The sequence below is a fragment of the Phenylobacterium sp. genome, from assembly GCF_041691455.1.
Classification (GTDB): domain Bacteria; phylum Pseudomonadota; class Alphaproteobacteria; order Caulobacterales; family Caulobacteraceae; genus Phenylobacterium.
In genome coordinates this window covers 73,009-92,621 of record NZ_JBEPUO010000012.1, presented here as the reverse complement: position 1 = coordinate 92,621, position 19,613 = coordinate 73,009, and the positions used below count along the sequence as shown (strand labels likewise).

The window sequence follows — 19,613 nt, the reverse complement described above, 5'->3', positions numbered from 1 at the left end:
CGGCTTCAAGGAAGCGCGCGACTTCATGCGCATGCTGATGCCCAGCCAGGCCAAGAAGGTGCAGCTCTACACCGAGCCGACGCCGCTGTTCGTCAAACACCGGGTCGAGGATCACCTCAGCCAAATCTATTCGCCGGTCGTCCCGCTGCGCAGCGGCGGCTATCTGGTGATCAACCAGACCGAGGCCCTGGTCGCCGTCGACGTGAACTCCGGCCGCTCCACCCGCGAGCGGAACATCGAGGCGACGGCGCTGAAGACCAATATGGAGGCGGCGGAGGAAACCGCCCGGCAGCTGCGCCTGCGCGACCTCGCCGGCCTGATCGTCATCGACTTCATCGACATGGACGAGTCGAAGAACAACCGGTCGGTCGAGAAGAAGCTGAAGGACTGCCTGAAGGACGACCGCGCCCGCGTGCAGATGGGCAAGATCTCGGCCTTCGGTCTGATGGAGATCAGCCGCCAGCGCCGCCGCTCCGGCGTGCTGGAAGGCACCACCCACGTCTGCGAGCACTGCCAGGGCACCGGCCGGGTCCGTTCGGTGGAATCCAGCGCGCTTGCGGCCCTTCGCACCCTGGAATTGGAGGCCCTGAAGGGCGGCGGCGAGGCGACGCTGAAGGCGCCGCGCGCGGTCGGGCTCTACATCCTGAACGAGAAGCGCGCGCACCTGGCGCGCCTGCAGCAGACCATGGGCCTATTCGTCACCGTCGTGGTCGACGACGACATGGCGCACGCCGAGTGCCTGATCGAGCGCACCTCGACGGAACAGCGTCCCGACCACGCCGCCGTGGCGCCGCCGGCCGCGGCCTACGAGCCGATGATCGACGACGGCTATGACGACGAAGCCTTCGAGGACGAAGACGAGGAAGAAGAAGACGAGGTCGCCGTCGAGCGCGAGGACACCGACGACGATGAACAGCGCGCCCGCGCCGATCGTCCGCATCGCGACGACGAGGGCTCCGAGGAGGGCGACGGCGCCCGCCGCGGACGCCGCCGCCGCCGCCGCGGACGCCGCGATGGCGCCGAACCGCGCGAAGTCGGGGCCGCCGCCCCTGCCCCGCGTCCGGCCGAAGGCCCGCGGGACGCCGACGACGAAGGCGGCCAGGGCCGACGGCGGCGCCGCGGCCGCAGAGGCGGCCGGCGGATGCGTGAAGACGGCCGTCCGACCGACGCCTTCGCCTGGACCCGTCCCTGGGTGCCCTACGGCGACGATCCGTTCGTCTGGTATGACCCCTCCGAGGACATGAAGCGCGACGCCGCGCCTCAGGCCGCCAACGACGTCCGCGAACCGCCCCGCGTGGCCGCCGAGGCCGCGACGCCCGCGCCCTCGACCTCTCCGCCGCGCGCCGATGGCCGCGACGAGGACGTCTGGGTCGAACTGCCCGCCGCCGAGGACAAGCCCAAGCGCGCCCGCCGCGGACGCGGCCGGGGTCGCGGCGGCGAAGGCTCCGCCGACCAGCCCATGGCCGAAGCGCCGGCGCCGATCGCCGCCCCGGAGCCGGAAGCGATCGCCGAGCCCGAGCCCGCGCCGATCCCCGAGCCGGTGGCGGCCAACGCCGACGCACCGCCGGTCGGCAAGAAGCCCCGGGCCAGCCGCGCCAAGGCCAAGCCCGTGGTCGCCGAGGTCGCGGCGCCGGAACCTGTCGCCGCGCCGGAGCCGGTTCGCGCGGTCGCCGCGCCCCGTGAACCGGACCCAGCGGAGATCTCCGCTCCGCCCGCCGCGCCGCGCAAAGGCTGGTGGCGGCGCGGGTGACGCGCTAGGATTCGATTGGGGTTTTCGAGGGGCGAAGACGAGAGTTGAGCATGGCCGCCCCCGCCCGTTCGGTTTTCCGCGTCGCACTGGCCGCGGCCCTGGCTGTCAGCCTCGTGCTGCGGCCGGGGCTCGCCGCGGCGCAGCTCGGGCCGGGCGACACCCTCATCCGGGACACCGAGATCGAGGATCTGCTGCACCGCGACTCCGCGCCGATCTTCCAGGCGGCCGGCATCGATCCCAAGGGCATCCAGATCGTCCTGATCGGCTCCAAGGAGCCCAACGCCGCCGCCGCGCCGGGCGTGATGATGATCACCACCGGCCTCATCCTGCAGGCGAAGAACCCCAACGAGTTGCAGGGGGTCATCGCCCACGAAGTCGGCCACTTGGCCGGCGGCCACAGCTTCCGGTCCGGCGACATGCAGCGGGCAGGCATGGTGCCGATGATCCTGACCATGGGCCTGGGCGTGCTGGCGGCGCTGGCTGGCTCCGGCGACGCGGCGGCCGGGCTGATCACCAGCGCCCCCTACTTCGGCGCGCTCGGCGCCATCGGCTATAGCCGAGAACAGGAAAGCCGCGCCGACCAGGCGGGCGCGACGCTGCTCGAAAAGGCCGGCCTGTCCGGCCGGGGGCTGGCGGAGTTCTTCGACAACTACCGCTACCAGGAGGTCTTCGCCCAATACCGCCGCTACAAATATTTCATCGACCACCCGCTCTCGTCCGACCGGATCGAGGCCCTGCAGAACCGGGTCGCGGCCCTGCCGCACTACAACCAGAAGGACCCGCCGCTGGCCCTGGCCGAGCACGAGGTGATGAAGGCCAAGCTCGACGGCTTCATCAATCCGCAGGTCACGATGACCAAGTACGACGAGAAAGACACTTCCTATCCGGCGCGCTATGCGCGCGCGATCGCCTACTACCAGCTCAAGGAGCCGGACAAGGCGCTGAAGCGGGTCGACGACCTGCTCGCCGAGCAGCCCAACAATCCGTACCTCTGGGAGCTGAAGGGCCAGATCCTCTTCGAGTTCGGCCGCCAGAACGAGGCCGAAGGGCCTCAGCGGCGTTCCGTGGAGCTCAAGCCGGACGGGGCCCTGCTGCACATGAATCTCGGCCAGACCCTGATCGCCCTCGACGACAAGAAGAAGGTCGATGAAGGCATCGTCGAGCTGCAAAAGTCCCTGGTCCAGGAAAAGGACAACGCCGCCGCCTGGCGGATGCTGGCCGAGGCCTACGACAAGCGCGGCCAGGAAGGCATGGCGCGGCTCGCCACGGCCGAGTTCCAGTACAATGTCGGCGACATGCGCCAGGCGCGCGAGTTCGCCATCCGCGCTCGCGAGCGCCTGCCCAAGGACAGCCCGGAGTGGCGTCGAGCCACCGACATCGTGCTGGTCTCCAAGCCGAGCCGCGACGAAATGAAGGACCTGGAACGCGAAGGCGCCGTCTCCGGCCCCCAGGCCCGCTGACGCCTAACAATGGACGCCATGCCGACTTATCTGCCCCCCATGACCGCTGCTGTTCGCATCTTCGCCGGCCTTGCGGCCGCCCTCTCCCTCGCCGCCTGCCAGAAGACCGAGGACGCCGCCTTCGGCCAGAAGGTGCACGCCTATCTGATGGCCCACCCCGAGGTGATCCGCGAGGCGGCGGTGAAGCTGAGCGAGAACGACCGACTCGCGGCGATGAAGGCCTCAACCGACGCCATCGACAAATACCGCGGTCAGTTGGAGCATGACTCCCGCGACTTCGTGGCCAATCCGGACGGCAGGATCACGGTCGTGGAGTTCTTCGACTACCGCTGCGGCTACTGCAAGCTGGCCGCCCCCGAGGTCGTGAAGCTGATCTCCGAGAACCCCGACGTGCGGTTCGTGTTCAAGGAATTCCCGATCTTCGGCGAGGTCTCCGACACCGCCGCCAAGGTCGCGCTGACCCGCGAAGGCAAGGCCAAGGGCTTCGACCTCTACAAGGTGCTGATGGCCGAAAAGGCGTTGGATGACGCCGCTCTCGACCGCCACCTCGCCGAGGTCGGGATCGACGCGGCGGCCGCCCACCGGGACGCCGCCCATCCGATGATCACCCGCCAGCTCCTCGACACCCATGCGCTCGCCGAGGCCCTGAAGATCGACGGGACGCCGGCCTTCATCGTCGGCAACACCATGATTCCCGGCGCCGACATGGCGGCCCTGCGCGCCGCCATCGCCGCCGCCCGCGGTGGCTCCGGCCCGGCCAAGACCGCCAGCTAGAGACCGTTGACCTACGGGCAGCGCGGCTTTGACGTATCCTGTCGCCGATAGGGGTCGGGAGTGGATGAGATGGCGGAACGGGTGCTGATCATAGGCGCCGGCATGGCCGGGCTGTGGACGGCTCTGGCGCTTGCGCCCACCGGCCGGGAGGTGGTCCTGCTCGAACGCGATCCGCCGCCGCCGGAGGGCGGTGCGGACGAGGCCTTCGAAAGCTGGAGCCGGCGCGGCGTCGGCCATCTGCGGCACAGCCACGCCTTCCTCGCCCGGCTGCGCATCCTGATCCGCGATGAACACCCGCAGCTGCTGGCGGAGCTGCTGGAGGCGGGCTGCCGAGACCTGGTCTTCGAAGGCGGACTCACCGATATCCACAAGCGAAGCTACACACCCGAGCCGGTCGACCGCGATCTCGCCGTGCTCACCAGCCGGCGCACCACGCTGGAGCTGATCATGCGCCGCTATGTCGAGCGGCAGGCCGGCATCGAGATCCGCTCGAACGTCTTCGTCCGCGAGCTGAGCCTGACGCCGGGCGCGGTCCCGGCGGTCACCGGCCTGGTCATCGAGCACCATGCCGGCCGCCACGACCTCGCCGCCGACATCGTGGTCGACGCCGCCGGCCGGACCTCTTCAGCCTTCGAGCAGCTGGTCGCGGCCGGTGCGCCAATCACCGAGGAGTCCGAAGACTGCGGTATCCTTTACTTCACCCGCCACTACCGCCTGAACCCCGGCGTGGCCGAGCCGGAGCGGACCAAGGACCCGCTGACGGGGGACCTGGAATATCTGAAATTCGGGGTGTTTCCCGGCGACAACGGCTGTTTCTCGATCACCCTTTGCGTGCCGGAGGTCGAGGAGGAGCTGCGCAAGAGGATCGTCGATCCCGCGGTGTTCGACGCCGCCTGCGCGGCCTTGCCGGGCCTCACGCCCTGGGTGGACCCCGCGACCGCGACGGCGATCAGCCGGGTGTTCGGCATGGGCGACCTGCACAGCCGCTGGCGCGACCTGGCGCCGGGCGGCCACGCGGCCGTCACCGGTTTCTTCGCGGTGGGTGACAGCCTGGTGCGCTCCAACCCGCTGTTCGGCCGCGGCTGTTCCTTCGCCGCGGTCAGCGCGCACCTGCTGCGTGACGCCCTGCAGATGTTCAGCGACCCGGCAGCGCGGGTCGAGGCCTATCAGCGGCGCATGGCGGCGGAGCTGCGTCCTTACTACGCCGCCATGCGAGACGCCGACCGCAGCGCCATCCGCCGCGCCCGCCAGGCGCTGACGCCGGGCTATCGGCCGAACCTGAAGAGCCGCCTCGCCAGGAGCTTCCTCGAGGACGGCGTCGCGGTGGCGGTGCGTTCGGACGTCGACCTGCTCCGCGCGGCCCTGCGCGGCTTCCACATGCTGGAAGACCCGCAGGCCTGGCTCAAGCGCCCGAGGAACCTCGCCAAGGTGCTGGGCTATTGGGCGCGGGGCCGCGAGCGCAACACCGAAGCCTATCGGCCCAAGGGCGGTCCGGAGCGGGAGGAGATGCTGCGCAGCCTTGGCCTGTCGCCGGAACTCGACATAGAACGGGTGCTCGCCCAGTCCGCCGGGCCCGCCTAGGCTCGGCGTTCCCAACCGAAAGGCCGCCGATGCGCTCAGCCGTCCTCGCCCTCGTGACCAGCCTGTCGCTGACCGGCGCGGCCTTCGCGGCCGGCATGACCGTCAAGGACGAGATGAAGACCGTGGTCGACCCGGCCACCAACACCATCTTCGCGGTCGGCGGCGACGTCGACCCCGCCAACGGCCCGGACGCCGCCAAGGTCCCGGCCGCGCGCTGGCAGGAGGCGCTGAAGGCCGCGCAATCGCTGAAGACCGCCGCCGCCGACCTCACCGGCCCGCAGAAGCAGCCGGGCGCCGAGTGGACCAAGTCGGCCGCCGACTTCGCCAAGCTGGCCGCCGATGCGGAAAAGGCGGCGATGAAGAAGGACGGCGCGGCCTTCTCGACCGCCGCCAATGGCCTCGGCGACACCTGCACGGCCTGCCACTCGAAGTACAAGCCCCAGTCCGGGGACTAATCCCTAGATCAGCCCGGCCATCGGCGAGGACGGGTCGGCGTAGGATCGCCTGGCCATGCGCCCGGCGAGGAAGGCCTCGCGGCCGGCGATCACCGAGTGCTTCATGGCCACGGCCATGCGGATCGGATCGCGGGCCTCGGCTATGGCGGTGTTCATCAGGACGGCGTCGCAGCCGATCTCCATGGCCAGGACCGCATCCGACGCCGTGCCGACCCCGGCGTCCACCAGCACTGGCACGCTCGACTGCTCGATGATCAGGCCGAGGTTCAGGAAGTTCTGGATGCCGCGCCCGGAGCCGATCGGCGCGGCGGCCGGCATGATGGCCGCAGCACCCGCATCTTCCAGCTTCTTGGCGTAGACCGGGTCGTCGCTGCAGTAGACCATCACCTGGAAGCCGTCGGCGATCAGCAGCTTCAGCGCCCGCAGCGTCTCCTCCATGTCCGGCAGCAGGTGCTTGGTGTTCGAGAGCACCTCCAGCTTCACCAGGTCCCACCCGCCGGCCTCACGCGCCAACCGCAGGGTCCGCACGGCCTCCTCGCCGGTGAAACAGCCGGCGGTATTGGGCAGGAAGGTGAAGCGGTCCGGCTTCACGTAGTCGACCAGCATGGGCTGGCTGGGATCGGAGAGGTTCACGCGGCGCAGCGCGACGGTGACGATCTCAGCGCCGGCCGCCTCGGCGGCGGCCGCGTTCTGGGCGTAGTCCTTGTACTTTCCCGTGCCGACGATCAGCCGCGAACGGAAGGTGCGGCCCGCGACGGTCCAGGTATCTTCGCTGTGGACAGACCCGTCCATGTCAGCCGCCTCCGATGAAGTGCACGATCTCGATCCGGTCGCCGTCGAGGAGCTTCGTCTTCCCATAGGCCGAGCGGGGCACGATCTCCAGGTTGCGTTCGATCGCCACCTTGCGGCCGTCCAGCCCCAGCGCCGCGACCAGGGCCGTCAGGTCGGCGAGCGGCGGAAACGCCCTCGGCTCTCCATTGACGGTCAGGTTCATGGCGGCGCCTCCGGTCGGCAAGCTTGTGACCCGCAGCCCCGACCGGTACAAGACGGCTGAATCGACGGCGGAGCCGAATGTCGAAACCGATCTATGTGCTGAGCGGCCCCAATCTCAACCTCCTGGGCGCCCGCGAGCCGGAGATTTACGGTCACCAAACCCTCGAAGACGTGCAGCGGCTCTGTGAAGCCCGCGCGTCCGCATTGGGCTGTACGGTCGTGTTCCGCCAATCCAACCACGAAGGCGAGCTGATCGACTGGATCCAGGAGGCGCGGGAGAAGTCAGCGGCCCTGGTGATCAATCCGGCGGGTTACGGTCACACCTCCGTGGCGATCCTGGACGCGCTGAAGATGGTCGGCGTCCCGGTCGTCGAATGCCACCTCTCGAACCCCGCCGCGCGCGAGGCGTTCCGCCACCAGACCTATGTCTCCCTCGCGGCCACCGGGACGGTCTCCGGGTTCGGCGCCGCGAGCTACGAACTGGCCGTCGAGGCCGCCGCGGGCCTCGCCCGCCAAGCCTCAAACTAAGCAGCGAAGGTATTTTGCATGGCTAGCCCTCCAAAGGCCCCCGCCGCCGATCCGATCGACGCGCGCCTGGTGCGCAGACTGGCCGACATCCTGACGGAGACCGGCCTGTCGGAGATCGAGGTCGAGCATTCGGGCCTGAAGATCCGCGTCGCCAAGACCCTGACCGCCGCGCCGATGCAGATGATGCAGGCCGCGCCTGCGCCCGCTCCGCCGCCGGTGGCCGCCGCATCGTCCTCCGCCGCCGCATCTTCCGAAGCCGCAGCGCCTGCGCGCGCCAGCGGCGAGGTGATCAAATCGCCGATGGTGGGCAGCGTCTACCTGCAGCCGGAGCCGGGCGCCGAACCCTTCGTGAAGGTGGGTGACACCGTCGCCGCCGGCCAGACCCTGATGATCATCGAAGCCATGAAGACCATGAACCCGATCCCCGCGCCCAAGGCCGGCAAGATCGTCGAGATCCTGGTGGAGGATGGCCAGCCCGTGGAGTTCGGCGAGCCGCTCGCGGTCATCGGCTAGCGCGATGTTTGAAAAGATCCTCATCGCCAACCGTGGCGAGATCGCCCTTCGCGTGCACCGCGCGTGCAAGGAGATGGGCATCTCCACGGTCGCCGTCCACTCCGAGGCGGACTCGGGCGCCATGTGGGTGCGCCTTGCCGACGAAAGCGTCTGCATCGGCCCGCCGGCCGCGGCCAAGAGCTACCTGAACATCCCCTCGATCATCGCCGCCGCCGAGATCACCGGCGCTCAAGCCATCCACCCAGGCTACGGATTTCTATCGGAAAACGCCCGTTTCGCCGAGATCGTCGGCGCGCACGGATTCACCTTCATCGGGCCCAAGCCCGAGCACATCAAGATGATGGGCGACAAGATCACCGCCAAGCAGGCGGTGAAGGCGGTCGGCATCCCGGTGGTCCCCGGCTCCGACGGCGCGGTGACCACCGAGGAGGAGGCCTTCGCGGCGGCCAAGGCGATCGGCTTTCCGGTCTTGATCAAGGCCGCGGCCGGCGGCGGCGGGCGCGGCATGAAGGTCGCCCAGACCCAGGACGACCTCTATGAGGCGGTCTCGACGGCGCGGTCGGAGGCCAAGGCGGCCTTCGGCGACGGCGCGGTCTATATGGAACGCTACCTCCAGACCCCGCGGCACATCGAGATCCAGGTGATCGCCGACAGCTTCGGCAACGTCTGTCACCTGGGCGAACGCGACTGCTCCCTGCAGCGGCGCCACCAGAAGGTGCTGGAAGAGGCCCCCTCGCCGGCCATCGACGCCGAGGCCCGCGCCAGGATCGGCAAGGTCGTGGTCGATGCCGTGAAGGCCATCGGCTACCTCGGCGTCGGCACCATCGAGTTCCTCTACGAGAACGGCGAGTTCTTCTTCATCGAGATGAACACCCGCCTGCAGGTCGAGCACCCGGTCACCGAGGCGATCACCGGCATCGACCTGGTGCGCGAGCAGATCCGCATCGCCGCGGGCCTGCCGCTGTCCTTCGCCCAAAAGGACGTGGTCTTCGAGGGCCACGCCATCGAGTGCCGGATCAACGCCGAGAACCCGAAGACCTTCGCGCCCTCGCCGGGCCTGGTGACCGACTTCCACGCCCCGGGCGGCCTGGGCGTGCGGCTCGATAGCGCGCTCTACGCGGGCTATACGATCCCACCCTACTACGACAGCCTGATCGGCAAGCTGATCGTCCACGGCCGCGACCGCGACGAGTGCATCGCCCGCCTCTGCCGCTGTCTCGGCGAGATCGTCGTGGCGGGCATCGAGACCAACATCCCGCTCTTCCAGGAATTGCTGGTCCAGCCGGACATCATCTCCGGCGCCTACAACATCCACTGGCTGGAAAACTGGATGAAGGCCCAGGCGGCCGCGGCCTAGGTCAGCGACCCGACGCTTGACGGTCGCCTCCGGCGCGAGAGCCGGGCTAAGCTTTGCCCATGGCGCAGTTCGACGCCCGCGATCTCCTGTCCTGCTACGCGCGCGGCGTCTTCCCGATGGCCGACGCGCGCGAGGACGACCGCGTCTTCCTGATCGATCCGGAGCGGCGCGGCGTGATCCCGCTGGACGGCTTCCACGTCTCGCACCGCCTGGCGCGCACGGTGCGCGGCGAGCCCTTCGAGATCCGCGCCGACACCGCCTTCCGGACCGTCGTCCAGGCCTGCGCGGCCTCTGGTCCGGGGAGGTCGGAGACGTGGATCAACCACCCCATCGAGGACCTCTACGTGCGGCTGCACGAATTGGGCTTCGCCCATAGTCTCGAATGCTGGCGGGACGAGGAACTCGTAGGCGGGCTCTATGGCGTGTCGCTGCAGGGGGCGTTCTTCGGCGAGAGCATGTTCTCGCGTAGACGCGACGCTTCGAAGGTGGCCCTGATTCACCTGGTCGCCCGCCTGCTGGCCGGCGGCTACCGGCTGCTCGACGCCCAGTTCATGACCGATCATCTGACGCAGTTCGGCGCGGTGGAGATCTCACGGCTGGACTATCACCGCCGGCTGGCCCTGGCGCTCTCGGCGGAGGGTGACTTTCAGCGCGCCGGCGCGCTGGGGGGCGCAGCCGCCCTGCAGGTGATCAGCCAGGCGTCATAGACCGGGTGCTCCAGCGCGTGCAGGCCCGGCGATGAGGCGTACATCCAGCCCTTGAAGGTCTGCCGCGGCGCCAGCGGCGGCTTGCCGGGCGCGGGCCGGGGCTGGGAGTCGACGGTGAGATAGGCGATGGAATCGTCGAGGGCCTCGTCGGGCGCCGAGCGCTCGCAGGCTTTCACCGTGAAGATCAGGCTCTTGTAGCGGACCGGCCGGCCAACGGCGGCTTCGAACCGCAGGCTTTCGGCCGTGACCTTATCCAACGCCTCGAGCACGGCGACGTCGTAGCGGGCGCGCCGGACGACGACCCCGGGCGGTTTGACCTCGCCGGCGGCCGGCGGCGGCGCGGCGGCCACCTCCTTCTCCGAGATCGGCGGCACGGCGAGCGGCGCTGGCGTCGGAACGCTGAGCGGCGGCGCTTCTTCCGAAGCGGCGGCCTTAGGCGGAGGTTCGATGACCGGCAGAGGCGCTGCCGGCTGGGCCGCGGCGAAGCCGGCCGTGGCCAGGGCGGCGAGCCACAGTCCGGTTGCGAGGAAGGTCTTCGGCGTCAGGCGGGGTGACACAGCGGCTCCAGGCCTTACTTCGGGGTCCACGCCTCGTAGTCGCCGGTCGCCTTCTGGCGCTCCCCGCCCCGGGCCAGCGAGCCCTGCGGACGATAGGCGTGGATGGTGCCGGTGAGATTGGGCAGATGGGCCTTTTCCCAGGGCTTGATCACGAACGGCTCGACAGTCGGCGGCTCGGCGAAGGTGTAGTGCAGCCAGCCGTGCCAGTCGGGCGAGACCTTCGAGGCGTCGGCATAGCCCTTGTAAATCACCCAGCGGCGGAGCCGCCCGTCGTAGCTGTCCGAATTGTCCTTCGCCTCGAAATAGCGGTTGCCCCGTTCGTCCTGACCCACGAAGAGGCCGCGGCGGCCGATGTGGAAGCGCGCGCCGATCGTGGCGCCGTTCCACCAGGTGAAAATCGACTTCAGGAAGTTCAGCACGAGGCGGGTCGTCCCAGAAAGCTGGATGCGGAGGATGAGATCGGCGGGCGGACTATAGGCGGGGCGATTTCGAGCGTCCAGCACTCCACCTGGCGCAAGATGTTGGGGATGAAGCCGCCCAGGACCGCAACATCTATTGATTGGGCCCCTCCGCGACGCCTAGGCTCGCCCGAGGGAGTCGGTGAATGGGTCGCGAAGCGTCGCGGACGAGAATCGAAGCGCGGATCGCCGAGATCGGCGGGCGCTTCGTCGAGGTCCAGGCGCCGGCGCACTGGACGGCGGCCCGCGTGGACGCCTGGATCGACTGGGCGGGCGGCGCGGCCGACCTTCCCGCCGCCATCGCCGACTATGTCGAAAGCCTCACCGCCAACGCCCAGGCCAAGAGCCTGATCAAGGACGTCGCCGCCCGCACCCGCTTCCGCGACGATCTCACCGAGGCCCTGCTGGCCGGCGTGATCGCCCTGAGCCCGCCCGCGGGACGCGCGCCACCCCTAGTGATCGAGGCCGGCTCGCCCGACGCCACCGCGGTGCTGAGCCGCATGGTCGCCGCCTACCGGGGCCGGGCCGCGGCCGAGGCCGCCGCGCTCGAGCTCGGCCGGCGCCTGCAGGCGGTGATGGACGCGATCCTGCGCTGCGAGGGCGACGCCGAGGCCTGTGCGGACCCCCAGGCCAATCCGAGCCTGGCGCGCGCCGCCGAGGCCGCTCGCGCCGCGGGCGCGCCCGACGCCTTGATCCTGGAGGCCATCGTCCTGGCGCGGTCCGGCGAGAGCGCTTGGGAGATGGCGGCGCCCGCCCTGCCCGACGAGGCCGTCCGCGTGGTCGTGGCCGGCGGGGCGGACGAGAGCGTGGCCCGCGCGAGCTGGGCCACCGGAGCGGTCGTGCTCGCGGCTGACCGCCCGGACGCCGATCGGATCGCCGCGTCCGGCGCGGGTCCGCGCGGCGGCGTCGACCTGATGGGATTCTGGTCGCAGGACGGCTTCGACATCGAGGCCTTCGAGGCCGCGGTCGCGCTGGTGGCCGGCGCGTTGGCCGCGGCGGAAGACGTCCCGGGGGCCGTGGGCCTTGCGGGCCTCGGCGACTGGCTGGTGGCCCATGGCCTGGATTATGGCGACGAGGCCGGACGCGTGACGGCCTGTGAGCTCTATCTGGCGGCCGGCCGCGCGATGGCCGGGTCCGGCGCGGCGCTGGCCCTCTTCCGCGACCCCGAGCTGGAGCTTCGCCTGGGCGGCGGTCGCCTCGATGGCGCGCCCTGGCCCGGGCCGGTGACCTTCGCGGAGACGGCCGACGGCGAGCCAGCGCGCGTGCTGAGCGAAGCGGCGGTCCGCGGCCTGGTCCTGGCCGGCGCGGAGGCCGCCGAAGCCCACTCCTTCCTCTTAGGCCGAGCGGACCTTTCCGAGACGCCGGGCGTCAACCACACCGCGCTGATGGCCCGGGGGTTCACCGATCACGAGATCGCCGCTGTGGAGGCCGCCCTGCCCCTAGTCGCCCGGCTCCCCGACGCCTTTGCGGCCGCGGTGATCGGCGAGGGCTTTATCCGCGACGTGCTGGGGGCCAGCGCCGAGCAGCTCGCCGATCCGCAGTTCGACGTCCTGGCCCTGATGGGCTTCACGGCGGCCGACGTCGCCGCCGCCGAGGCTCATGCGCTGGGCGCCGACAGCCTCGCCGAGGCAGAGTTCCTGCCGCCCGCCGCGCGCGATGTCTTCCGCACGGCCGCCATCCTGGGCGAGGGGCCGCGGCAGGCCATGTTCCAGGCGCTCGCGCCGGCCCTCGCCGCGCCGCCGGTTCACGAACTTGAGCTGCCCTGGGATGCGACGCCGGCCGAGGTGCTGGACGCCCTTGCCCAGGCCCAGGGCGTCATCCGGGTCCGGCGCGCAGCGGCGCCGGCCGACCTCAGCCTGGACCTCCCCAGCCTGGAAGCGCGCCCCGCCCGCGGACCGGCGCCGGAAGAACGCGTGGTCGAGCGCGTCATCGAGCGGGAGCGCACGCGCGGCAAGCTGCCGGACCGCCGCAAGGGCTACATCCAGAAGGCGGCGGTGGGCGGCCACAAGGTCTATCTGCACACCGGCGAGTATGATGACGGCGAACTCGGCGAGATCTTCCTCGACATGCACAAGGAGGGCGCGGCCTTCCGCTCCCTGATGAACAATTTCGCGATCGCGATCTCGATCGGCCTGCAGTACGGCGTGCCGCTGGACGAGTTCGTGGACGCCTTCGTGTTCACCCGGTTCGAGCCGGCGGGGCCGGTGACCGGCAACGACACGGTGAAGTCGGCGACCTCGATCCTCGACTATATCTTCCGCGAGCTCGGGATTTCCTATCTGGGCCGCAAGGACCTAGCCACCAGCGACGAACTCAACGCCGACGGCATGGGCCGCGGCAAGGCCGAGGCGCTCGACGCCGACGGCGCCAGCGACCAAGGGCCGCAGCCGGCGTCGCGGTTCATCTCTCGCGGTTTCTCGCGCGGCGCGGCGCCCGACAATCTGGTCTTCCTGCCCACCGCCCAGCGTCCCAACGGGCCCTCCAGCCTGGAGGCGGCCGACGTCTGCGCCGCCTGTGGCGACGTGGCGGTGGTGCGCAAGGGCGCCTCGCTGATCTGCGAAACCTGCGGGGCCCGCGCGGGCCGCTTGGGCGAGGACCTTGGAGCCTAGTCACGGACGCCTAAGTCCTTAACAGTTACCGCGAATTAAGTGGCGTGCGGGGGCCGCCCGGCGCAGATGGAACCTCCAAGCTCAAGGATTCCAGCCCGCGTGACGCACGATTTCCACCGCGACCTGACCACCCTCTCCGCCCTGGTGGCGGCCGCCCTGGTCATGGCCGCGCCGGCCGTGGCCAGCGCCGCGGCGGCCGGGGGCGACCGGGAGGTGCCGCGCTCCACCGGCTTCGGCGGCGCCTGTCCCAAGTGCGAGCTTTCGGGCCGACGGCTGGCCGGGGCGCATTTCCTGGGGGCTGACTTCTCGGGCGCGGCCTTCGTGGGGTCGGACCTGCGCGAGACCCACTTCATCGGCTCCAATTTCACCGGCGCGGATCTGTCGCGCGCCGACCTGACCGACGCCCAGATCCTCGGGACCACCTTCGTCGGCGCGAACATGTCGCACGCCCGTCTGCGCTCCACCGAGGCGAAGGCCGTGGTCTTCACCAACGCCAACCTGACCAACGCCGACCTCAGCGACTCCTCGGCCACGGGCGCCAATTTCGTCAAGGCGACGCTGAACGGCGCGACCCTGCGCTCGGCCGAACTGCAGGGCGTCAACATGATGAAGGTCGAGGCTCGCGGCGCCGACTTCCGGGATGCGGCGCTGAGCGGCGCGGTGCTGACGGACGGCCGCTTCGACAAGGCGAGCTTCCGGTCGGCCGAGCTGAATGCAGCGGTCCTGAGCGGGAGCAGCTTCGACGGCGCCGATTTCAAGGACGCCGAGATGCATCACACGGTGATCGCCGGCGTGGACCTGTCGCGGGTCCGCGGTCTCAATCAGGAACAGGTCGATGAGGCCTGCGGCGACAGCAAGACCCGCCTGCCCCGGGGCCTGGTCGCCAGGACCTGCAGCGTGAATATCCGCGCGATCATCAACCAGGCCGGCTCACGCGTCTGGATCCAGCACGCCATTCCGGCGCCGCCCGCTCCTCCAGCGCCCCCCGCGCCGCCGGCCCCGCCGCCTCCGCCGACGCCGACGCGCTATCTGGTGGTCACGCCGGCGTCTTGAGCACCGGCGCCAGGCGGATGTGAAGCTCTTTCAGTTGCTTATCGGCGACATCTGACGGCGCGTTCATCATCAGGTCCTGCCCCTGCTGGTTCAGCGGGAAGGCGATGACCTCGCGGATTGCGGTTTCGCCGGCCAGCAGCATGACGATCCGGTCAATGCCGGGCGCCAAGCCTCCGTGCGGCGGGGCGCCGTGCTTGAAGGCGTTCAGCATGCCGCCGAACTGCTCCTCGACCACGCTCTCGCCATAGCCCGCGATCTCGAAGGCCCGCAGCATGATCTCGGGCAGGTGGTTCCGAACCGCGCCGGAGCACAGCTCGTAGCCGTTGCAGACGATGTCGTACTGGTAGGCCAGGACGTCGAGCGGGTCCTTGGTGTTCAGCGCTTCGAGCTCGCCCTGCGGCATCGAGAAGGGGTTGTGGCTGAAGTCGACGTGGTTGGTCTCCTCGTTCATCTCGAACATCGGGAAGTCGACGATCCAGACGAATTCGAAGCGGTCCTCGTCTACCAGCTTCAGATCCGCGCCCACCTTGGTGCGCGCCGTCCCGGCGAACTTGGCGAAGGTCTTTGGGTCGCCGGCCGAGAAGAAGGCGGCGTCGCCCTTGCCCAGGCCGAGCTGGCCCATCACCGCGTCGGTCTTCTCCGCTCCCAGGTTCTTGGCGATCGGGCCGCCCCAGCCGCCCTGGTCCTCGCTCCAGAAGATATAGCCGAGGCCGGCCTGCCCCTCGCCCTGCGCCCAGCTGTTCATGCGGTCGCAGAAGGCGCGGCTGCCGCCGGTCGGCGCGGGGATACCCCACACCGCGTTCTTCGTGTCTTCCAGGATGCGCGCGAAGAGGCCGAAGCCACCGCCGCGGAAGTGGTCGGACACGTCCTGCATGATCAGCGGATTGCGCAGGTCCGGCTTGTCGGTGCCGTACTTGGCCATGCACTCGCGATAGGGGATGCGGGGGAAGGGGTAAGAGGTCACCGGCTTACCGTTCGCGAACTCCTCGAAGACGCCGTGCATCACCGGCTCGATCGCCGCGAACACATCTTCCTGGGTCACGAAGCTCATCTCGACGTCGAGCTGGTAGAACTCAAGGCTCCGATCGGCGCGCAGGTCCTCGTCGCGGAAGCAGGGCGCGATCTGGAAGTAGCGGTCGAAGCCCGAGACCATCAGGAGCTGCTTGAACTGCTGCGGCGCCTGGGGAAGCGCATAGAACTTGGTCGGGTGCAGGCGCGAGGGCACCAGGAAGTCGCGCGCGCCCTCGGGGCTCGAGGCCGTCAGGATCGGCGTCTGGTACTCGAGGAAGCCCTGGTCGATCATCCGGTTGCGGATCGAGTGGATCACCTTCGAACGCAGCACGATGTTGCGGTGAAGCGTCTCGCGCCGCAGGTCGAGGTGGCGGTTCTTCAGCCGGATCTCTTCGGGGTAGTCGGGCTCGCCGAACACCGGCAGCGGCAGTTCGGAGGCCTCCGAAAGCACGGCCACGTCCTTGACCCGGATCTCCACTTCGCCGGTGGGCAGACCGGGGTTCACCGTTTCGGGTGAACGGGCCACGACCTCGCCGTCGATGCGGATCACGCTCTCGGCGCGCAACCGCTCGACGAGGGCGAAGCCGGGCGTCTCCGGATGCAGCACCAGCTGGGTCAGGCCGTAGTGGTCGCGCAGGTCCACGAACATCAGCCCGCCGTGGTCGCGCTTGCGGTGGATCCAGCCCGAGAGGCGGACCGTCTGGCCGGTGTCGGCGGCGCGAAGCGCGCCGCAGGTGTGGGTGCGGTAGGCGTGCATTTACCTGGGGAATTCGGCTGTTTTACGAGGCGCGGAAGGGCGCATGAGGGGGGCGGAAAGTCAAGGCGGCGCAGCTTGTCGTGAGGACCGCCAGAGGGCGGCCAGCAGCCCGGCCCCCAGCCAAGCCCCGAGGATCGGACTCATCCCCATCCCCACGAGCGGAACAGGGAAGGCGCCGAGCAAGGGCGTCAAGACCGCGAGCATTCCGTAGATCGCGAGCGCTAGGGCCGCCGCCCGCACCGCCCGCCGATCAGAACCGCTCAAGATCAGCGGCGCCGACACCGCGCCCCCAAGCGCGAGCCAGGCGAACACGGCGGCAAGCGGCGAGAGGCGCCACGCCAGGCCCATGATCCCCTCGACGTCGGCGACGGGCGCCAACGGATCGCGCCGGAGCCAGGCCATGGTCACCGCCACAGCCACCAGGGTCGCCCCAGCCCATCGCCCAACGCGCTGGCCTTCAAGCGTAGCGATCACCAGGAAGGCGCCTCCAAGGGCGGTCGCCTGAGAAGCGTCGGGCTGGGCGACCAGCAGCGCCAGGGCCAAGGCCGCCGTCCCCCACGGCCATCCGGGCCTAGCCGCCAGGGCGGCCCAGCCAACGACGGCGGGCGCCAGCAGCACCTCGGCCACGTTCATGTGCAGAGGACCGAGGTCGATCCAGCGATGAACGCCCGCCTGCCCGGCGCTCAGCAGGCCGGCGGCCATCGCCAGGGGCGCGGCGACGACAACCGCAATGAACGTGCGGTTTCCGGCCCACTTGGCCAGCGCCGCGGCCCCCATGGCGCCTACGCTCCACGCCGCCAAGTTTCGCCCCCAGACCCCGAGCGGCGCGCCGTGGGCTGAGGCGACGACGCAGCCAGTGGCGATCGCCGCCAGCGACAGGATCGCGAACAGCCAGAGAAAACCCGCCCCCAGGGCGGGCCGCGCGGTCTTCACCTGGGATCCTCGGTATCTAGATGCGTTGGAGCGGGCGAACTCAGTCCGCTCGCTCCGAGCTAGGGTCTATTTTTCCGGGTGCAGCAGCGCCTGGTAGGTGAGCGTGCGGGCCATGGTTCCCAGGTCGTCGCCGCCCGTGCCGCCCATGCGCTGGATCATGCCGACGAAGAAGACGTCGTTGGTCGGGTCGATCCAGAACCAGGTGCCGGCCGCCCCGCCCCAGCTCATGGTGTTCTTGCCCTCCAGCGATCCGGCCTTGCGCGGATCGTTGTCGACCTGGAAGTCGAGGCCGAAGCCCACAGCTTCGTTGAAGCGGACCACGCTGGTGCCGTTGGAGTTCACCAGCACGTTGTGCGGGATGACGTTGGTGTCCATCAGCTCGACCGAGGCCGGCGACAGAATGCGCACGCCGTCCAGCACGCCCTTGTTGAGGATCATCTGGCAGAAACGGGCGTAGTCCATGGTCGTCGAGACCAGGCCGCCGCCGCCGGACTCCATCGCCGGGGGCACGGAATAGTCGGGCATCTTGTTGCCGAACAGATCGTCGGCCTGGACGATCTTGCCGGTCGGCTTTTCGTTGACCACCTCGCCCACATAGACCGCGGCCAGGCGCTTGGCCTTCGCCGCGCCGGTGTAGAAGCCCGTGTCCTGCATCTTCATCGGGCCGAAGACGTTCTCGGCCATGAACTGCCCGAAGGGTTTCCCGGACAGCTTCTCGATGATGTAGCCCTGGATATCGACGACGCTGGAATAGGACCAGTCGGTCCCCGGCTGGTACATCAGCGGGATGGTCGCCGTGCGCTCGATCATCTCGTGCAGGCCGGTCGCCCCCAGCACCTTCTTCTCGCGATAGAGCTTGTCGACCGGATGCTTGTCGCCCAGGCCGTAGCCGAAGCCGGCCGTGTGGCTCATGATCTCGCGCATGGTCGGCGGACGCTTCATGTCCTCGACCTTGGTGATCTTGCCGTCCTTGTCAGCCTCGACCATCACCTTGAGGTTCTTGAACTCCGGAACATAGCGGGTCACCGGGTCGTCGAGGCGCCACTTGCCCTGTTCGAAGAGGATCATCATGCCGACGCCGGTCAGCGGCTTGGTCATGGAATAGATGCGGAAGATCTCGTCCTTCGGCATGGCCTCGCCGGTGGCCAGGCTGGTTTTGCCGTAGGTGTTGAACTCCACGATCTTGCCGTGGCGCGCGAGCAGGGTCGTCATGCCCGCCACACGGCCGTCGGCGACGGCCTTGGCCATGTAGGCGTCCAGCGCCTTCAGCCGGCCGGAGTCGAAGCCCACGGCCTCCGGCGAGGTCGTGCCGGACAGGTCCCCTGCCCCCTTGGGCGCGGCGAAGGCGCCGGTGGCCAGCAGCGTTGCCGTCAAGGCGGCGGCGAAAAAGGCGCGACGATGCATTGTGGAATTCCCCCCGGGATTATCCCCGCAGCTTAGGGGGCCACGGCGACGGCGCAAGCTCGGGTGCGTTTCACTGCCGCAACGCGCCGCCGCAGCGCCGCGCCCACCAACCCAAGGCCGCCGATCATCAGGGCCCAGCTTGCCGGTTCCGGCACGGCCGCGCCGCCGCCCCCCGGTCCGCCGCCGCCAACGTCCCCGGTCAGGGCGCTCAAGGCCTCGCCGCTCACCAGCCAGCGGTAGCTTCCCTGAGGATCGAGGGCCGGGTCGCCCTTGAAGCAGGTGAACGAGCCGCGGCATTCGAACGAGGGCCCGCCGACACCAGCCACCAGGGCGTTGGCGCCCACCCCGACCGCGGTCAGGTCGCGCGTGAAGGTGAGTCGCAGGTCGTTCATGAACCCGGGCTGGGCGTCGATCGACCGCGCGGTGTTGTTCAGCGAGCTGTTGGCGGCCTTGTAGTCGAAGAGGTTGGTGGCGACGTCGAGGCTGGGGCCGTCGATGAAGCCGTCGATGTTGATGGTGAAATCCCCGGACAAGGCCGATCCGTCGTTGAACAGGCCGGTCACATGCCAGACCACGGCGGCTTGCGCCGCGGTCCCCACCCACAGCGCCAGCGCTACGCCCGCCGCCCCGCCGCAGACCTGTTTCATCGTCAAAATCGCAGTCATGCTCGCCATCCTGCTCTGTCTCGGTTGAAGGCGGGCCGTCGCGGAGGC

At 69.6% G+C, this 19,613-nt stretch carries 19 protein-coding genes; 11 read left to right on the top strand and 8 right to left on the bottom strand.

Features of this window, described 5'->3' with window-relative positions:
* From ACESMY_RS15085 to ACESMY_RS15065, 5 genes are all read left to right on the top strand, one after another.
* The coding region (locus ACESMY_RS15085; protein ID WP_372785429.1) for a ribonuclease E/G at positions 1-1,750 on the top strand (1,750 nt) is incomplete at its 5' end.
* 50 nt (positions 1,751-1,800) lie between these two features.
* The gene (locus tag ACESMY_RS15080; RefSeq protein ID WP_372785428.1) at positions 1,801-3,210 is read left to right on the top strand and encodes a M48 family metalloprotease; all 1,410 of its coding nucleotides are present in this window, start codon (positions 1,801-1,803) and stop codon (positions 3,208-3,210) included.
* Between the two features lie 39 nt (positions 3,211-3,249).
* Positions 3,250-3,984 carry a DsbA family protein gene (locus tag ACESMY_RS15075; RefSeq protein WP_372785427.1) on the top strand — a complete coding sequence of 245 codons (735 nt, stop codon included), beginning with the start codon at positions 3,250-3,252 and terminating at the stop codon, positions 3,982-3,984.
* A gap of 69 nt (positions 3,985-4,053) precedes the next feature.
* A complete protein-coding gene (locus ACESMY_RS15070; RefSeq protein WP_372785426.1) occupies positions 4,054-5,565 on the top strand; it encodes an NAD(P)/FAD-dependent oxidoreductase in 1,512 nt (503 codons plus the stop codon).
* A 29-nt stretch (positions 5,566-5,594) separates the two neighbouring features.
* Positions 5,595-6,020 (top strand): cytochrome c, encoded by a 426-nt coding sequence (locus tag ACESMY_RS15065; protein WP_372785425.1) that lies wholly within the window; start codon positions 5,595-5,597, stop codon positions 6,018-6,020.
* A gap of 3 nt (positions 6,021-6,023) precedes the next feature.
* On the opposite strand, the gene ACESMY_RS15060 is transcribed toward ACESMY_RS15065, so the two are convergent.
* Entirely contained in the window at positions 6,024-6,812 is a 789-nt protein-coding gene (locus ACESMY_RS15060) for a thiazole synthase (protein WP_372785424.1), read from the bottom strand.
* A gap of 1 nt (position 6,813) precedes the next feature.
* Positions 6,814-7,014, bottom strand: a complete 201-nt coding sequence (gene thiS, locus ACESMY_RS15055; RefSeq protein WP_372785423.1) for a sulfur carrier protein ThiS — start codon at positions 7,012-7,014, stop codon at positions 6,814-6,816.
* Between the two features lie 77 nt (positions 7,015-7,091).
* On the opposite strand from thiS, the gene aroQ reads away from it, so the two are divergent.
* The 4 genes from aroQ to aat are packed head-to-tail and all read left to right on the top strand — an operon-like array spanning position 7,092 to position 10,118.
* A complete protein-coding gene (gene aroQ, locus ACESMY_RS15050; RefSeq protein ID WP_372785422.1) occupies positions 7,092-7,541 on the top strand; it encodes a type II 3-dehydroquinate dehydratase in 450 nt (149 codons plus the stop codon).
* Between the two features lie 18 nt (positions 7,542-7,559).
* On the top strand, positions 7,560-8,054 hold the full coding sequence (gene accB / locus ACESMY_RS15045; protein WP_372785421.1) for an acetyl-CoA carboxylase biotin carboxyl carrier protein: 495 nt from the start codon (positions 7,560-7,562) through the stop codon (positions 8,052-8,054).
* A 4-nt stretch (positions 8,055-8,058) separates the two neighbouring features.
* The gene (gene accC / locus ACESMY_RS15040; RefSeq protein WP_372785420.1) at positions 8,059-9,411 is read left to right on the top strand and encodes an acetyl-CoA carboxylase biotin carboxylase subunit; all 1,353 of its coding nucleotides are present in this window, start codon (positions 8,059-8,061) and stop codon (positions 9,409-9,411) included.
* Between the two features lie 59 nt (positions 9,412-9,470).
* Positions 9,471-10,118, top strand: coding sequence for a leucyl/phenylalanyl-tRNA--protein transferase (gene aat / locus ACESMY_RS15035; RefSeq protein ID WP_372785419.1), 648 nt, complete (start codon positions 9,471-9,473; stop codon positions 10,116-10,118).
* Here the strand turns inward: aat and ACESMY_RS15030 are convergent.
* Positions 10,058-10,675, bottom strand: coding sequence for a DUF2155 domain-containing protein (locus tag ACESMY_RS15030; protein WP_372785418.1), 618 nt, complete (start codon positions 10,673-10,675; stop codon positions 10,058-10,060). The genes aat and ACESMY_RS15030 overlap by 61 nt on opposite strands.
* A 14-nt stretch (positions 10,676-10,689) precedes the next feature.
* On the bottom strand, positions 10,690-11,091 hold the full coding sequence (locus tag ACESMY_RS15025) for an NADH:ubiquinone oxidoreductase subunit NDUFA12 (RefSeq protein WP_372785430.1): 402 nt from the start codon (positions 11,089-11,091) through the stop codon (positions 10,690-10,692).
* Between the two features lie 188 nt (positions 11,092-11,279).
* Here ACESMY_RS15025 and ACESMY_RS15020 point away from each other — a divergent pair, with 188 nt between their 5' ends.
* A complete protein-coding gene (locus ACESMY_RS15020) occupies positions 11,280-13,742 on the top strand; it encodes a ribonucleotide reductase (protein WP_372785417.1) in 2,463 nt (820 codons plus the stop codon).
* 99 nt (positions 13,743-13,841) lie between these two features.
* Positions 13,842-14,795: a pentapeptide repeat-containing protein gene (locus tag ACESMY_RS15015; protein WP_372785416.1), complete on the top strand. Its 954-nt coding sequence runs from the start codon at positions 13,842-13,844 to the stop codon at positions 14,793-14,795.
* Here ACESMY_RS15015 and aspS read toward each other — a convergent pair.
* The 4 genes from aspS to ACESMY_RS14995 all read right to left on the bottom strand — a co-directional run bounded on the left by aspS (position 14,779) and on the right by ACESMY_RS14995 (position 19,565).
* On the bottom strand, positions 14,779-16,563 hold the full coding sequence (gene aspS, locus ACESMY_RS15010) for an aspartate--tRNA ligase (protein WP_372785415.1): 1,785 nt from the start codon (positions 16,561-16,563) through the stop codon (positions 14,779-14,781). The genes ACESMY_RS15015 and aspS overlap by 17 nt on opposite strands.
* Positions 16,564-16,623: 60 nt before the next feature.
* Positions 16,624-17,496, bottom strand: a complete 873-nt coding sequence (locus tag ACESMY_RS15005) for a hypothetical protein (RefSeq protein WP_372785414.1) — start codon at positions 17,494-17,496, stop codon at positions 16,624-16,626.
* 66 nt (positions 17,497-17,562) lie between these two features.
* Entirely contained in the window at positions 17,563-18,900 is a 1,338-nt protein-coding gene (locus tag ACESMY_RS15000; protein WP_372785413.1) for a serine hydrolase domain-containing protein, read from the bottom strand.
* Positions 18,901-18,932: 32 nt separating this feature from the next.
* On the bottom strand, positions 18,933-19,565 hold the full coding sequence (locus ACESMY_RS14995; RefSeq protein WP_372785412.1) for a PEPxxWA-CTERM sorting domain-containing protein: 633 nt from the start codon (positions 19,563-19,565) through the stop codon (positions 18,933-18,935).
* Positions 19,566-19,613 lie beyond the last annotated feature (48 nt).

Excerpts from the sequence above, each read along its gene's own strand:
- ACESMY_RS15070 (WP_372785426.1), top strand. The coding sequence starts at position 4,054 with ATGGCGGAACGGGTGCTGATCATAGGCGCCGGCATGGCCGGGCTGTGG.
- ACESMY_RS15060 (WP_372785424.1), bottom strand. The coding sequence starts at position 6,812 with ATGGACGGGTCTGTCCACAGCGAAGATACCTGGACCGTCGCGGGCCGC.
- ACESMY_RS15020 (WP_372785417.1), top strand. The coding sequence starts at position 11,280 with ATGGGTCGCGAAGCGTCGCGGACGAGAATCGAAGCGCGGATCGCCGAG.
- thiS (WP_372785423.1), bottom strand. The coding sequence starts at position 7,014 with ATGAACCTGACCGTCAATGGAGAGCCGAGGGCGTTTCCGCCGCTCGCC.
- accC (WP_372785420.1), top strand. The coding sequence starts at position 8,059 with ATGTTTGAAAAGATCCTCATCGCCAACCGTGGCGAGATCGCCCTTCGC.
- accB (WP_372785421.1), top strand. The coding sequence starts at position 7,560 with ATGGCTAGCCCTCCAAAGGCCCCCGCCGCCGATCCGATCGACGCGCGC.
- ACESMY_RS14995 (WP_372785412.1), bottom strand. The coding sequence starts at position 19,565 with ATGACTGCGATTTTGACGATGAAACAGGTCTGCGGCGGGGCGGCGGGC.
- ACESMY_RS15065 (WP_372785425.1), top strand. The coding sequence starts at position 5,595 with ATGCGCTCAGCCGTCCTCGCCCTCGTGACCAGCCTGTCGCTGACCGGC.
- ACESMY_RS15080 (WP_372785428.1), top strand. The coding sequence starts at position 1,801 with ATGGCCGCCCCCGCCCGTTCGGTTTTCCGCGTCGCACTGGCCGCGGCC.
- aroQ (WP_372785422.1), top strand. The coding sequence starts at position 7,092 with ATGTCGAAACCGATCTATGTGCTGAGCGGCCCCAATCTCAACCTCCTG.
- ACESMY_RS15075 (WP_372785427.1), top strand. The coding sequence starts at position 3,250 with ATGACCGCTGCTGTTCGCATCTTCGCCGGCCTTGCGGCCGCCCTCTCC.
- aspS (WP_372785415.1), bottom strand. The coding sequence starts at position 16,563 with ATGCACGCCTACCGCACCCACACCTGCGGCGCGCTTCGCGCCGCCGAC.
- ACESMY_RS15000 (WP_372785413.1), bottom strand. The coding sequence starts at position 18,900 with ATGCATCGTCGCGCCTTTTTCGCCGCCGCCTTGACGGCAACGCTGCTG.
- aat (WP_372785419.1), top strand. The coding sequence starts at position 9,471 with ATGGCGCAGTTCGACGCCCGCGATCTCCTGTCCTGCTACGCGCGCGGC.